At 59.2% G+C, this 13,732-nt stretch carries 10 protein-coding genes and 5 pseudogenes; 10 read left to right on the forward strand and 5 right to left on the reverse strand.

The window, feature by feature from the left end; all coding sequences use genetic code 11:
- Nucleotides 1-353 precede the first annotated feature (353 nt).
- The 4 genes and pseudogenes from ACV1FX_RS28410 to ACV1FX_RS28425 form a co-directional block, all read left to right on the forward strand.
- Nucleotides 354-1,046, forward strand: coding sequence for a hypothetical protein (locus ACV1FX_RS28410; RefSeq protein WP_473120870.1), 693 nt, complete (start codon nucleotides 354-356; stop codon nucleotides 1,044-1,046).
- Between the two features lie 471 nt (nucleotides 1,047-1,517).
- Complete coding sequence (locus ACV1FX_RS28415; protein WP_473120871.1) at nucleotides 1,518-3,878, forward strand: hypothetical protein; 2,361 nt, start codon at nucleotides 1,518-1,520, stop codon at nucleotides 3,876-3,878.
- A gap of 9 nt (nucleotides 3,879-3,887) precedes the next feature.
- A pseudogene (locus ACV1FX_RS28420) lies at nucleotides 3,888-4,016 on the forward strand (IS256 family transposase); the annotation flags it as partial.
- Between the two features lie 4 nt (nucleotides 4,017-4,020).
- Nucleotides 4,021-4,285, forward strand: a pseudogene (locus ACV1FX_RS28425) (transposase); the annotation flags it as partial.
- A gap of 112 nt (nucleotides 4,286-4,397) precedes the next feature.
- On the opposite strand, the gene ACV1FX_RS28430 reads toward ACV1FX_RS28425, so the two are convergent.
- The gene (locus tag ACV1FX_RS28430; RefSeq protein ID WP_473120872.1) at nucleotides 4,398-4,835 is read right to left on the reverse strand and encodes a hypothetical protein; all 438 of its coding nucleotides are present in this window, start codon (nucleotides 4,833-4,835) and stop codon (nucleotides 4,398-4,400) included.
- 354 nt (nucleotides 4,836-5,189) lie between these two features.
- Here ACV1FX_RS28430 and ACV1FX_RS28435 point away from each other — a divergent pair, with 354 nt between their 5' ends.
- On the forward strand, nucleotides 5,190-5,432 hold the full coding sequence (locus ACV1FX_RS28435) for a hypothetical protein (protein WP_473120873.1): 243 nt from the start codon (nucleotides 5,190-5,192) through the stop codon (nucleotides 5,430-5,432).
- A gap of 985 nt (nucleotides 5,433-6,417) precedes the next feature.
- Here ACV1FX_RS28435 and ACV1FX_RS28440 read toward each other — a convergent pair.
- Nucleotides 6,418-7,248: pseudogene (locus tag ACV1FX_RS28440) on the reverse strand (IS701 family transposase); the annotation flags it as partial.
- Nucleotides 7,249-7,346: 98 nt separating this feature from the next.
- Between ACV1FX_RS28440 and ACV1FX_RS28445 the strand changes: the two are divergent.
- A pseudogene (locus tag ACV1FX_RS28445) lies at nucleotides 7,347-8,088 on the forward strand (transposase).
- A gap of 312 nt (nucleotides 8,089-8,400) precedes the next feature.
- Here the strand turns inward: ACV1FX_RS28445 and ACV1FX_RS28450 are convergent.
- Nucleotides 8,401-8,796: pseudogene (locus tag ACV1FX_RS28450) on the reverse strand (transposase); the annotation flags it as partial.
- Between the two features lie 338 nt (nucleotides 8,797-9,134).
- Here ACV1FX_RS28450 and ACV1FX_RS28455 point away from each other — a divergent pair.
- The 4 genes from ACV1FX_RS28455 to ACV1FX_RS28470 all read left to right on the forward strand — a co-directional run bounded on the left by ACV1FX_RS28455 (nucleotide 9,135) and on the right by ACV1FX_RS28470 (nucleotide 10,696).
- Nucleotides 9,135-9,590 carry a hypothetical protein gene (locus tag ACV1FX_RS28455; protein ID WP_473120874.1) on the forward strand — a complete coding sequence of 152 codons (456 nt, stop codon included), beginning with the start codon at nucleotides 9,135-9,137 and terminating at the stop codon, nucleotides 9,588-9,590.
- Complete coding sequence (locus ACV1FX_RS28460) at nucleotides 9,583-9,819, forward strand: hypothetical protein (protein WP_473120875.1); 237 nt, start codon at nucleotides 9,583-9,585, stop codon at nucleotides 9,817-9,819. The genes ACV1FX_RS28455 and ACV1FX_RS28460 overlap by 8 nt, the downstream gene beginning before the upstream one ends.
- A gap of 77 nt (nucleotides 9,820-9,896) precedes the next feature.
- Nucleotides 9,897-10,163, forward strand: coding sequence for a hypothetical protein (locus ACV1FX_RS28465; RefSeq protein ID WP_473120876.1), 267 nt, complete (start codon nucleotides 9,897-9,899; stop codon nucleotides 10,161-10,163).
- A 332-nt stretch (nucleotides 10,164-10,495) separates the two neighbouring features.
- Nucleotides 10,496-10,696, forward strand: a complete 201-nt coding sequence (locus ACV1FX_RS28470) for a transposase (protein WP_473120877.1) — start codon at nucleotides 10,496-10,498, stop codon at nucleotides 10,694-10,696.
- Nucleotides 10,697-11,114: 418 nt separating this feature from the next.
- Here the strand turns inward: ACV1FX_RS28470 and ACV1FX_RS28475 are convergent, their stop codons facing one another.
- Together ACV1FX_RS28475 and ACV1FX_RS28480 are read right to left on the reverse strand one after the other, a co-directional pair.
- On the reverse strand, nucleotides 11,115-11,606 hold the full coding sequence (locus ACV1FX_RS28475; protein WP_473120878.1) for a calcium-binding protein: 492 nt from the start codon (nucleotides 11,604-11,606) through the stop codon (nucleotides 11,115-11,117).
- Between the two features lie 644 nt (nucleotides 11,607-12,250).
- Nucleotides 12,251-13,705, reverse strand: a complete 1,455-nt coding sequence (locus ACV1FX_RS28480; RefSeq protein WP_473120879.1) for an MFS transporter — start codon at nucleotides 13,703-13,705, stop codon at nucleotides 12,251-12,253.
- Between the last annotated feature and the right edge of the window lie 27 nt (nucleotides 13,706-13,732).

The following is a 13,732-nucleotide window of genomic DNA, read 5'->3' on the forward strand; positions in this document are numbered from 1 at the left end:
GACTGGTTTGAGGCCCGCGCCTGAACGCCGACCCCGGGGGGCCCACCCCCATCTTTTCGCGCAGCTTACGCACATGGCTAGGCGTTCATCTCGAACTCTCCTTCCTATGCTGCTGCAGCACACGCTCGATGGCTGGCCTATGCGCTCCCCTGCCGACGCTTCGCCGACATCCTCGCGGACGCCTGCGCACGGCTCGGGGCCGATGTGGATCGCTACTCCTTTATCGCAGTGGACTTCCACCACCTACTCCTTGCCGGTCTCCCGGCGCACCAACTGTAATGTTAGAGCCTGTGACGCGGATACTCGTCCTCCCGACGACCGGCGCACTCGAGTTCGTAGCGCTCGTTCGCCTCTTGCGCCGGCTGACGAGCCAGCAAGATGTGCAGGTGGTCGCGGAGGCGCGTTATCAGGCTCTTCTTGCCCACCTCGCTGAGCCGGTGATTATGGACGAGCCGAGACCTGGACTCTCAGCTACGCCGTTGCAATCGCTATTGCGCATTCTGTCGATCGACGCCTGCACCATTGCAGATGACGTTCCGTACCTGCGTCCCGATGCCGAGCTATTCGCCAAGTGGCGCGATGCTTTGGCCGTGTTCGCAAGGCCGTTGGTAGGAATCCTATGGGAGAGCGGCGCTCTTGGCCTATCGATGGAGCAGGTTGCCGCTGTGATTCCACACTCCGTCACGCCGATCAGTTTGATGAGTGGAGCGCAACGCCACGACATGAAGCGATGGCGTCACCCGATCGATGCCGGTGTGCATATCGAGCGCCCTGCGGAATTGATCGCAGCGATCGCCAATCTCGACGCCGTGGTTGGGCCCGACAGCTTCGCCGTCCATATCGCCGGAGCACTCGGAGTCCCCGGCGTGGTTTTCGTGCCCTGCGGTTATCCCTGGTATTGGGCCCAGGCTGGCGGAAAGCCACTGTGGTACCCGTCGTTCGAAGTCGTCGCGCAGGAACGGTTCGGCCATTGGTCTGAGGCGATCGAGCAAGGTGCGCGTAAACTGGAGGCACTGCTGCGCGGGTCAACGAGCGAATTGGGGTAGCGTGCTTCCTCGATCGCATCTGGAAGGCTGCGGCCAGTTAGAGACAAAGCGAGATGGCCCGTTTTTTGGGACCCTCAGTTAAGCTGGAAGGCGACCGCTCCGGGGCGTTTCTATTTGGCGGGTACTATGCTGGATAGTAACTGGGAAGTGATCAATAGGGCCCCGGCCATCACATAGAGCAGCTAACAGCTAGATGGAGCGGATGATGACGAAGACGAGACGGAGTGTGCTCACCCTGACCGCCGCCGCCCAGCTTTGGTAGGTCCGCAATTCTACGATCTGTGTGAATGTGGGCCTGTCGGTGAATGGAGCCACCCCAGCGCAGCTGGCTAAAGCGCCAGCCAGGGATCAAAGTCGTCGCCCGTGATCGTGCGGGACTGTCGCCCTATCCTGATCAAATTCACCCCCTCCCGCTCTGGGCGCTGAGGTTGAGAACTTGCTACGATCTAGCTTCGGACGCGGGAGATTGGCGTGGACCCAGACAATTTCAATCCGTTCGATCCAGTCGATCCAGGTTGGCTGCAGGCGTACTACGCCATGTTGCAACAACAGGCGGAGCCGGCCGCGCCAGGAGCGGTAGACCAGGTCGCGCACGAGGACTCTGAGCAGCACTTGGCCGAGGAGCGCCAAGGCGGTGCTGCTCCCATCGCAGGGGGCCGCCCACCGCGCTCAAACCCTAACCATCCTCATCTGTCTGATAACGACCAGAACCTCATCAGCTCGGCTCTCGAGGCCGAGGTTGCGTGCGAGCGTCTGAAAGAAGGAACAAGAAGCACTTACGCTCGCGCTCTTCGTCGATTGGGCAATCATCTCGGGGCGCGAGGCCAAACCATTGATGCACTCGATCATGATTCTTTGGTCGCTCACGCCGACGAGTTTTTTCCGAATGACGGGCAAGTGGGTTCCGCGCTGACGGTCCTTCGGTGGTATCGCGAGCCTGATACGCCATATGGTCTAGTTGTCTCTGTGGAAGACGAGAGTCTCATCGACCGGGCCATCGAGGCAGCTGCTGGGCGCCAAGGGTGGCTCAGCAAGACCGCCCGGCGGTATAATCGCACTTTGCGTGACTTGGCGAATTCTCTCGGGCCAAGTCAAACGATTACTGCACTCGATCACGATTCGCTGCTCGACCACGCCCGCAGGGTATCAAGGGGTGCCCGCCACTTGACGGACCTGAAAGCCGCCTTGCAAGCGCTTCGTAAGTATCGTGACCCAAACACATTAGCTGATCGCGGGCCTCCACGTCGCAGTTCCACGGCAGAAGGCGGACATATCATCGATGATGCAGCTCGTTCCAACCAGCGAACAGAGACTACGCCGCCTATCGGCCTGATACGTGAGTCCGGCAACAGTAGCCTCGGGGACGGTGTTTCGGGCGCAGTCGGCTCCTGGCAGATGGGGGAACAGGCAGCCCATTCGCCATTGCAAGCTGTCGATCCGGAGGAGCTCTGGCAGGAAGTGGACCAAGTTGGCCAGCTGCCCGCCGACGGTTGGGACCTCGCGAACTTTTGGGAAGGCATGCCGTCTTCCTTAAGCCTGTCGCAACAATCATCCGCTCCGGCAGCCGCCGTACCGGCTTGGCCGCCGCCGCGTGATTTCGGATATCTCCTTCCCCTGCAATTTGATCCCTCGCAATTCAATGGCCCGCAACCGGCCCCCGGCGTCCTGATCGAAGCACTGGACAGAGCAGGGCTCCTACCGAGGCCGTCGCAGTGGCCGACGAATTTGTCTCTTAACACTCAGCCTTACACGGCATCGTTCGATAGCCGAGCGTGGGAGCCGGCCGTAAACAATCCGCTAGGCAGACAAGTTATTATTCAGCCGGTCCACGATCCTGGCGGATCCTCGGCCGGTGGAGCATCCCGTCCGCCGCTCGCGGATATCGGGCCTCTCATCCGCGCGGGAGGGGAGCACCGCGAAAGCTGGCTCCCAAACTATGCCGAGCCGCAAGTGGCAAGTTGCGATCAGTCGCAGCTTTGGCGCGAGGCGAACCAGATCGCGGCACAGGTACCTGCCGGCTGGAGTTCCGCGTGGCCATTGCAGTCCGCGCAGTCGGACCGCAATGAGCACGGCTACGCGCACGGCGCACAATCGTGGAGCGCGCCGAGTTACCAAGCCAGCGACACACGACCGATTGGCGCACAGGACTGGGGTGGCACCAGCGGTGCCGAAAGCATGGGACCATCAGAGACGCCCACGGGCTTTTGGGGGCGTCATTTCGAAGAAAACATCGTCAGCGATCCTTGGCAACACACCAGTACTTCTGGCTACGATCGGCACAGCGCCGCCGCCTTCGGAGTGCCGCCCGCGGCACATCACCAGGCGCCCTCACAGGCACTCGCGGGCGCATCGCTGCCTGACTTGCCTGTCGGCCCGTTGAGCTACCCGCTCCAAGAATTTTTGGCGCGATTCAATGCCTACGTAGGACAGGCCAGTGGCCAAGGACTGAATTGCCTGCTGGACACGGTTCTTCAATTTGCCAGCAACACGGAGCGACAGGACTACGAAACGCCGCAGACTCAGCAACAGGCTCAGTCGTTGCGGGATAGGCTGGTTCAATTCGGCGCGGTCGATCCGCATGGCGCCATCGACCTTTACGGCGCTGGAGGTGTCGGGGTCTTGCTGGCGACCCGTTTTGGCCTGCGCATTCAAGCCATCGAGGCAGATGCGAATGGCGTGACCGTGCATCCTGTCCTGGGTCAGGAAGGTCGACTGGTGCACATTTTGCACACGCCGGGGCATTTCCAGCCGCTGTGGCCTGGGCACAAAAAAAGAAAAGCCGAAGCCCGCGCGAGCTTGGTACTGCGTCCCCAGCGCATGCAACGGCGGTGAGCGCGCAGACACCGGCGGTGCTGGTGCCACAAAGTCAGCAACGTGCTCGACAAGGTCGCCAAATCCGTGCAGGGCGCGATGAAGAACGATCTGCGGAACGTCTATCTGGCACCGAGCCGGGCGAAAGCCGAAACCGCAGGCGGCTCGATACGTGCCGCGGTCGATCTATGACGGCGCCACGTGACGTGGCGCGCGAGATCGCATGATCTTGGGAATGGGGCACCTCGAGCCGGTTACGCAAGAAGCTCGAGATGCTGTTCGCGCACCTCAAGCGCATTCTCAAGCTCGACCGTTTACGTCTACGAGGCCCAAACGGCGCGCGCGACGAGTTCATCCTCGCAGCCACCGCTCAGAACCTTCGCAAGATGGCCAAGCTGATCCCGATGCTAACCCTCAAGCCCGCTTAAGCCAGCAAAGACGTTCGGCTACATCGCGCTGGCGCCAATACATCGGACTACCGCCGCTTCTTTCAACGGAATCGGCCAGGAGCGGTCGTCTCAACTCACCCGCATTGATGGGCTAGCCCCAGTCGCGGGAGCGTTCTGGCGGTTGAGGATTGTTGGCAGGATTGCTGTCGAACTTACATGTTTGATTGATGATCCCGCTACGGGCAACCGACTGCAAGTCCGCTTCTAGCGCGTCAGCAATCTCCCTTTCGTAGACCTCTTGATCATCTACGTAGAGAGTAAAGGATTTCAAATATTTATCCTTCTTCGTCGGATCTTCGATCGTTGCCTTCGTCCACCGATAGAGCGGATAACTTTCGACGCCGTTTTCCTCTGCCGCGGCGACATACTCCGCAAAGGTATCGAACTGACATTTCGGTGCCGCGCCATGCGCCGAGAGTATATCGAATAGAGGACTCAGTGCCGGATCGCAAAAATTTCGACGTATTGAGTCCGCTACCGCAGTATCGCGGACATCAAATCTAACTTGATATTGCCACTGAGAGGTCACGAGGCCCTACCGGTTCGCCATGCACTGGCTCATTCTACGCCAGTTCACTCTGGTTACAAAACGAGACATCACCGCTCAAAGCGCAGCAGCCTGCTCACGAACTCGCATTAAAGATAGATCCCTATCGGCCCCTCCAACGATGGCTTTTAGGCGCGACCTTACCGTGTCGAACCCGACCTCGCGCAACACGCCTTTGACTTGGCCTGCGTGAGGCCCGAATCTCGTGCACGGCTGCATGCCAGGGGTTTGAACGCTCGAACCCCTACGCTGAAACCGTGAATCGGTTATTCCTGGCCCGCTATACGATGGTAGCATTCCGCATTAGATTCCAAGGCCACTTTTGGGAGGGCCAAAATGCCGGACCAAATTGTCGATGAATCTGACGATCATATTTCCGTTGACCTTGGTTACATCCGAGTGGTCGACGATCTGGGTCGCGAGCTCGTCCAGAAGGATTACAAGGTCAACGGCGAGATCTGGCGGGTTCACCGATACGATGCGGATCCATTTCCCTCATCGCCGCATGCCCACTGCGTCGGTGGCCGGGATCGCTTCATCGGGCTGAAGCGTCATCTCTGCACCGCAGAGCTATACTAGGGCACCAGCCGATGGACAGGCGCTTGCACCAGGAACACTTTCTTCGTTTTTGCCGACTCGTCAGCCGTAAATTCCCCCACCTGGTTCTTCCGTTCCAGACCTGACCATCGGCCGCCTGGGCAGGCTTCGAACCTACCGTGCACATTCCTCCTACCGTTGATGAGATTGTCATGCCCTCGGCCAGCCGCGTCGACCCCCAACAACTCGCCAACCTGCGAAAGAGAGAGGTGTGCCGCGTCGTAGCTGAAGGTATTGCACAAATCACGCCGACCACCGCGGGTTTGGCTGCGCTGTTGCGCTTCACCCACCCATCTCAGTTACAGCAGGCCATCGATGCACAACGGCTTGCCTTGGTGGATGCCTCGATCAGTCACGAAAGCCGTCTCATAGCCATTGGCCTACTACGAACGAAAGGGGCTGTACGGGCGCCTCGTGGCCCAAATCTACCGGCCCTTGACTGCCGAACGACCGGCGTTCCTGTTGTGGAACAAACGGCCATAGGTGGCGTTTCAACCACGCTTCGAGCTGCAGAACAGCTTGAGCAGTTACGAACGGCCTCAGCATTTGCCCCCCGGCCAGCTGAGGCCGTTTTTTAATTGGAGCTCGCTGGACGCGTCGGAAATTGGGATTCGATTATGGGTTCATTTTGGCACTGGATTTTGACGATTGCCGTATTTGCTAGCCGAGTAATGGGGATCATTCAAGGATTGCAAAACAGGTCCATCCTCAATTGCGCCTTGTCGGCGTTCATCCCAGGTTACGGGTTCGTCTATTTCGTCGTGGGGAAGGCAGCACCTCCGCGGATTAACGAAACGGCATAAGGCGGCCTAGCATTACAGTTGCTTTGTTGATTTGAAGTGGGCGCGTTGAGCGGCAGCCTGGTGAGCTCTGCGCCAGAAAGACCATGCGATGACGTGTGCGGGTTGAATCCGCTTTCGAGCAAGTCTGATAGCAATGCGGCGGATTACTTGGATTGACCAACGGATCAGTGGTGGGGTGGTTGCGCTTTGGCTTTTGCCGGGGGGCGCCGTTTCGTTTTTTTGGGCGGTGGCGGGTTAGCGCGATGTCGGATCGCGGCCATCATGGCGAAGGCGAGCATCGCCAAGGACACGTGACGGTGCCAGCCATGCCAGGATCTGCTTTCGTTGTGATCGAGCCCGAGCTCGTTTTTCGCGGTTTCAAAGCTGTCCTCGATCGCCCATCAATGGCCTTCGACCGCGACCAGCGTTTCAATGGCTGTTCCCGTTGGGCACCAGGTGGAGAAGAAGGCGAGGTCATCATCGGCGATGCGACGACGGATCAGTAGACCGCGTGTCCACAAACCGTCATTTGCACTGTTGAACTGCTCGGCCTCGAGATCGGCCAATTCGAGATAACACCAATCGTGCAGCCGCGGTCCTTTGGTTCCGGCTCCCGCCGACAGGCGCTTCCAGTCGGATGAGCGCCGCGTCCGGGCGAGGTCTGCAGCCGTACCGGCGACCGGCGGTCGCTTGCCCCAGGATCGAAACACATGAGCGCTGCTGACCCCAAGCACGTAGCCTTTGCCTGCCCGACGTAGTTGCTGTTCGATGTTGCCAACACCGTAGACGGCATCACCGGCAACCCACTTGAATGGTACAGACGCGGCTATCGCGCGTGCGATCATTCTCGTCGCAAGCTTTGGTTTGGTCGCAAAGCTGACGTCGGCAGGTACATAAGTGGCTTCAAGTCGATCTGGATCGTCGGTCCATTCCTTCGGAAGATACAACGCGCGATCGATGAACGCATGGCCATGACGCGAAACGTAGGCAGCGAAGACGCCGATCTGGCAGACCGTATGTTCGTTGTCCGAGAGGTGGCTCGTCCGTAGTATGCGATGAGCGAGGGTTGCGCCGGGTGGGCCGGCGCCGAGCCTCTCACATAGGAGGACGAGCCGTGCGGCAGGATAGCAAAATCTACGTGGGACTGGATACGTCGAAGCTGAAGATCTCGGTAGCCGTAGCCGAGGCGGGGCGCGATGGCGACGTGCGCTTCATCGGCGAGATCGACAGTGCGCCTGATGCGGTGGAGCGACTGATAACGAAGCTCGCCAAAAGGCACCGGGACCTTGCCTTTTGCTACGAAGCCGGCCCGACCGGCTACGGTCTCCATCGTCAGATCACACGGCTTGGCCACGACTGCATCGTGGTTGCACCATCACTGATCCCGAAGCGGCCTGGAGAACGGGTCAAGACCAACCGCCGTGATGCGCTGACCCTGGCCAAGCTGCATCGTGCAGGGGAGCTGACCGCGGTCTGGGTACCGGATCCGGAGCAGCCCGCGCCAACTGATGGCGCATCTCGGCCTGGTGCCCTGCGAAAACTCCACGGGAGAACGCATCCGGCGCGGCGGCATCACCAAAGCTGGTAATGGCCGGGCGCGCAGCGTGCTCATTGAGGGCGCCTGGACCTACCGCTTCCCCGCCCGGATGAGCCGCCTACTGCAGGAGCGGCAGGCCGGTCTGACGAAGGCGGTGTGCGACATCGCCTGGAAAGCCCAAGTCAGACTCTGCGCTCGCTATCGCAAGCTGATGGCACGCGGCAAACGCCAGGCAGTCGTCACCGTGGCCATCGCCAAGGAAATGGCCGCCTTCCTTTGGGCAATCGGCCAAGAGGCGGAGCCGCACGGCGCAACCTGATCGCTTGTCGAATTAGCTACGCTTCCTTCCACCTCAACACAGGAGAACTTTCAGGAGCGACATCATTGTTGCGCATCGCTGGGGGCAGAGCCCCGGTTGGGGAACTCTCGCACGAATTGTGTGGCCGACATTGTCGATGCCCGCTGGCAGATCGAGGCAGCCCCGGACGAACAAACGGAAATGCGGTATCCAATCCGCGTATCAGAGTCTACAAACCGTCGTCTCAGCGGCTCTGCCTCCTGCGCTGCGTAACAATCATCCAATTGGCAACTCCGGCACAAATGGAGATCGCACTCTTATGCCGATACCCCTGGACGAACCAGTGTATTGCCGCGCCACTCCGCATGGCGCCTTGCTCTGTTTGAGAAAACCAGTCTCGTCGATCACCAGCACCGCATCGTCATCCGCCAAATGCTCGATGACATAGTCGCGCACGATATCGCGCAGGGCATCAGCGTCCCAGTCTCCACGACCCAGAATCGCCTGCTGCCGCCATGGGCCGGGATCGCCAGCCGCCTCTGCGCGCATCCAACCGGTCTTGCGCTGCTCATCTCCGAGCAGACCTTCCAGGAATAGGCCTGCATTCGTCGCAACACGCTCTTGCGTGAACAACGGACGTATCCGTTGCTTGATCTCACGAAGCGACGCCGCCCACAACGCGAACGTCTCCTCAACCGACGCGGCCCGCGCCCACGACATTCGAATCATGGTTGCCCGGAGGATCTTGTCCAACTTGACTGGTTCCTTCGCTTGGCAGATAACGACGCAGCGCCATCCGGATCTCCTCAGAAGCCAGAGCGTCGTATCGTCCCGCTGCGCGTTGCGATGAAGCTCTTTCGTCCAATAGTCGGCGTTCGTCTTGGGCAGCCGCGCCCTCTCGCAATGGTGCCCGTGCCAAAAGCACCCGTGGACGAACACAACCGTCTTCAATTGCGGGAAGACCGATCGGGTTTGCCGGGCCTCGCGAAGGCCCGCAAGCTCACGAAAATCATTGAAAAGCGATCAATCTAAACGTTTAGATTGTAAGAACTGGGTGGGGCTCGCTGATGGCGAAGAATCCGAGACAAGTCCTTCACGACATTAGAAAAACGCTCAATGGAGCGCCTGATGCAGGCACGCTGCGTGACATCCGGGCCACCCTGGACGAGCCTGCGTTTCTTGCCGAAATGGCTGAGTTTCTCAGGGGAGCCAATGATCCGGATACCAAGGCCGAAATATTGAGCGATCTGATCGCAATTTCCCGCCACTGCACCGACAAGGGCGCCGAACGAAAGAATCAACTTACGAACGTCAGATATGGTATTGGAGGTGGAACAGCGCTCGCAGCCTCGGGCTTGATTGGTTTGGCAGCAGGAGCGCCTATCTTATTGCTGGCGGTATTTTCGGGTGTCTGGATTGCCGGGATTGCGGTACGGGCAACCGGGACATTGAGCGAGGAAGAGCAAATCTACACTGATATTGGCGCACGAACGGCGAAGATGCGGGAGAAGTTCGATGTATGAAGTTCAGAGGTGGCTTTACGACGGGTCGATTAGTAGCGTCCTGTCGATATTTGCGGCTCTGCTCAGCGTCGCCGCCGCTGCTTACGTCACGTTCATTCTCAAACGACTCACCAAAAGAGATCCATCCGCCCGGGAAAAATTGCGTTCGGAGATGGACGAATGGATGTCGAACGTGCGGCAAAGCTATGCAAAAAATATCCCTCTAGGCGGACCAAAGACCAGAGGCTGAAGATCGCCACGATTGGCGGATGATCATCCCGGCGACCTTTTAATTTTCCGGTAATCTTCTCGCGCCTTAAATGCGCGATGGCACAGATCATCACTTATGAAGCCATCGACTGTGTGGGCAAGCCGTTCCCGAAGTTCAGCTTCCCCTGTCCTGATCCGCAGCGCTGGGCTGATCAATCGAACGTGTGCAGGATCGCCCTGAAGACGATCCGAGAGAGCCAGAGCGAATTGCTACCCTATGCGTTCCGCGCGATCCGCAATGGCGAAGTGATCGGCTCTTGGTCGCTCACCGGCGAGCTGGAGATCGCCGCCGAACATGGCTGGTCCGACTATCGTGAAGATTGAAGGCCATTCTGCCACCTCATTTGTCCGGGAGATCGCGGCTCACGCCATAGCCTCGGCCACGGTTTGCGTTGCCCTGCCAAACGCCGCTGGCCTCGGCTCATCCAACATCGAAAGCAGTTCGGCCTCGGTGCGGATTGCGGCTTCAAGCGCAAGGCGGGCCCAGCGTAAAGCAGTAACTCGATCTCGACTTGCGGATTGCCGCGCCAGCACGGCGGATCATGTTCTGCGGCCAATGGATCGCCCGGCCGGTGGCGTGACGCTGGCCGCTCCCAGATGCGTTCATCGCCATCCGCAACATAGAAGGAGGCGGTCTCGCCTGTTGCTTCAACCAGATGACGAAGCGACCCTCGCATAGAGGTGAACTCGTCATCCTCGACAATCTCGGTGGTCACAAGGGCAAGGCGGCGCGCAACGCCATCCGCGCCACAGGAGCACATCAGCTCTTCCTGCCGCCCTACCGCCCCGACTTCAATCCGATCGAGCAGGTCTTCGCCAAGCTCAAACACCTGATGCGGGCCCGCGCAGACGCGTGACGTCGAATCGACTTGGCGCAGGGTCGGCGAACTCCTCGACCTCTTCTCCAAGGAGGAGTGCGCCAACTATCTCAAAAAATTCAGGGTGTGTTTCCGTATAAAAACATCATGCTCTAGCCGCACAAAGCTTCGTTTCGCTAATATCAAGTTGCCGGCGGAACGCTCAATTGGGTCTACTACCCGGATCCATCCTCGCTCATCGAAGGGCTGCTCGCTTACGACTATGATTTGAACCCGAAGCCGGTGCTGGCGACATCCTGGACGGTCAGCGACGCGGTGACCACATGCCCACAGCAACCGCCGCAGACAGCGTTTCTCGCAGCGTGATAGAAACGGATCAGGAGCGGTCAGTTTCCAACTAACAAACCGGTTCAAGCGGTCCCGCTCCGCGGGTCCATTTCACAGCTGACCGAGCAAGTCAGATGAGTAGATCGGTGATATGCGAGATGGAGAAATAATTCTCCGGGTGATGCTGAACATCGTTAGCATTTACATTGGAGAGCGTGATCGAATTACCCTTTCCGAGGTCAACAACCGTGGTGTCCGGTCCAACTGCGTGGACGTGATCGACAACGTTAGCAACCGTATGAATGTTAGTGTTATTGATCCCATCCGCGATGTGCAGTTTGTCCCCTATCGTGAAGTCCCTCACGGTATCCTTGCCGCCCCCGCTCGTGAAGATGAAGTTGTCGTTGCCCTGATTGCCGAACAGAGTATCGTTGCCTTCAGCGCCGTACAGAAAATCGTCGCCGTCACCACCAGAGAGCGCATCATTGCCCTTATTGCCTTGTACATCATCGGCGCCCGCGCCACCGGAGAGCCAGTCGTTCCCACCTTGGCCATCAATGTAGTCTCTGTCGGGCGTTCCATTCAAGTGATCGTCGGAGTTTGTGCCTCGGATTACAGGCATAGGTCTTTCTCCTGTGTTGTATCTGCATGCGAGCGGTCACGGAAGTGACCGCGCTCTAACTGCCAGCAGCATACAGATCGGGTCTGACGGTAACCTGACTGCACACTGAGTTTCAAAGCGGATGCGATGGATCGCCTAAATTGTGGACCATTATGCAAAGCTGGCGCGAGCAGAGCGTGTTTCGGCGTGGGGTCTCGACCATGATCGGCGTAGGGGGCCCGTCATCTCAAATCAATGAAATCAACGGCCTGAAAGGTCTCGACGACGCCGATGGGGGGCAATGTTCGATCAGCATTCGCACCCCGCCGTCGTGATTCCGATCATGACCCACATGGCGGACATCGGGGTCAACTCCCTTGCCATTCCGCTCATGCCTTCCCTCGTTCATATGTTGGACTACCAGCGCATCGGTGAGGTTGCCGGTCGCAGTCTTTTCCCTTGCTTGCTGCAAGTCGATGCCGTGCCTCAGGTTTGGCGGTGTTCTCCCCCTCGGTCCACGCAAGACGCCTTACCTGTACGCTCGCGTTCGGGTGTCTCCGGCTACATATCCTTCGACACCATTCAGCATTCCGCCTGTTAAACCGTGTAGGCGGAGGCGACATTTCAGCCCACAGACGCGGATGAACCGGTTCGTGTTCCTCAACCTATCCCGAAACCGCCTCCAGCTTCAGTCCGTTGGTGCGGGGGCCGAACAGGCCGATGGTCGCTACGACGATCGCCATGGATCCCGCGATCAACGTGAACACGCCCGTCACGCCGTAGTCGCGCAGGCAGAACGCGATCAGGAAGCCAGAGAACATTGCGCTGATGCGGCTGATTGAATAAACGGCGCCAATCGCGCGGCTGCGCATGCGCGTGGGGAAGAGCTCCGCCTGATAGGCACGATAGGAGAATGTCAGGCAATTGCTCGCCAGGGCCATAGTAACGCCGAGCGCAACGATCAGAGCTGCCTCTTCCTGCCGCGAGAAGATCATTCCAATGACCGCCATCGCCGTGGCAGATCCCACCACGATCCACTTGCGCTCGATCCGCTCGGCGAACGTCATCGAAAGTAGCGGACCAATTGGGTTCGCAATGGCGATAACGAACGAATAAAGAAGGCTGTGCGTAATGTTGATGCCCTTGGCGATCAAGAGCGTCGGAACCCAGCTCGCAAACCCGTAATAGCCGATCGACTGAAAGAAGTTGAACACCAGCATCATGATAGTGCGCCCCCGGTATTGGGAGCCCCACAGCTCCGCAAAGCTGACCATCGCCTCTTGCGCCACGGGAAGATGAGGCTCGGGCTCAGGCAATGACGTACCCGTCTGCGCCACAATCTCACGCTCAAGCCGGGAGACGATCACATCTGCCTCAGCGATGCGGCCCTTCTGGGCCAACCAGCGCGGACTTTCCGGCAAGCCCAGCCGGATGAACCAGACAGCTACCGCTCCCAGGCACCCCAGCCAGATGACCCACCGCCATCCGTCAAAGCCGAGGGGCGCCGTCTGCAAGAAATACCAGGCCACCAGCGCGACGGTCGGAACCGCGGAGAATTGTATCGCCTGCAGGAAGGCAAACGACCGCCCGCGCGAATTCGCGGGGACGAGCTCGGTCGTGTAGGAGTCGATCGTCACGATCTCTGCGCCCGCGCCGATGCCCGCGAGGAATCGAAAGACGATGATCCACTCCGCGCTGTGCTGGCAGGCCAACAATGCGGCGGCTGCCGTGTACCAGAGTAGCGCGCCAGTGAAAACGATCCGCCGCCCAAAACGATCAGCCAGTTGGCCGAACATGATCGTTCCGACGAACAGGCCGGCAAACATGGCGGCCACGAAGGCGCCCAATCCGGCGAAGCCGAAGAAGTTCACGGTCGAGGTCGTGAAAATTCCGCTTCTGACGAGCCCCGGTCCAACGTAGGCGGTGAAGAAGACGTCATAGATCTCGAACCAGGCCCCGAGGGCGACCATAAGGACCAGCTTCCAGATCGGCCAGCTCATCGGAAGACGGTCGAGGCGCGCATTGATCACGGCAGCCGATGACGCGTTATCGGCATTTGCCGACGCCCCTTCGCCACCGGTCGCGAGCATTTCCCCAACTTGTGTCGTCGGCCCGTGCATGCCTTGTTTCGCCCTCACTTCGTCTTC

The sequence above is a fragment of the Bradyrhizobium ingae genome, from assembly GCF_055791185.1.

What these genes read in the sequence shown, in the direction of transcription:
- ACV1FX_RS28470 (WP_473120877.1), top strand. Translation starts at nt 10,496, where the DNA reads ATGACGAAGCGACCCTCGCATAGAGGTGAACTCGTCATCCTCGACAAT.
- ACV1FX_RS28480 (WP_473120879.1), bottom strand. Translation starts at nt 13,705, where the DNA reads ATGCACGGGCCGACGACACAAGTTGGGGAAATGCTCGCGACCGGTGGC.
- ACV1FX_RS28460 (WP_473120875.1), top strand. Translation starts at nt 9,583, where the DNA reads ATGTATGAAGTTCAGAGGTGGCTTTACGACGGGTCGATTAGTAGCGTC.
- ACV1FX_RS28435 (WP_473120873.1), top strand. Translation starts at nt 5,190, where the DNA reads ATGCCGGACCAAATTGTCGATGAATCTGACGATCATATTTCCGTTGAC.
- ACV1FX_RS28455 (WP_473120874.1), top strand. Translation starts at nt 9,135, where the DNA reads ATGGCGAAGAATCCGAGACAAGTCCTTCACGACATTAGAAAAACGCTC.
- ACV1FX_RS28465 (WP_473120876.1), top strand. Translation starts at nt 9,897, where the DNA reads ATGGCACAGATCATCACTTATGAAGCCATCGACTGTGTGGGCAAGCCG.
- ACV1FX_RS28475 (WP_473120878.1), bottom strand. Translation starts at nt 11,606, where the DNA reads ATGCCTGTAATCCGAGGCACAAACTCCGACGATCACTTGAATGGAACG.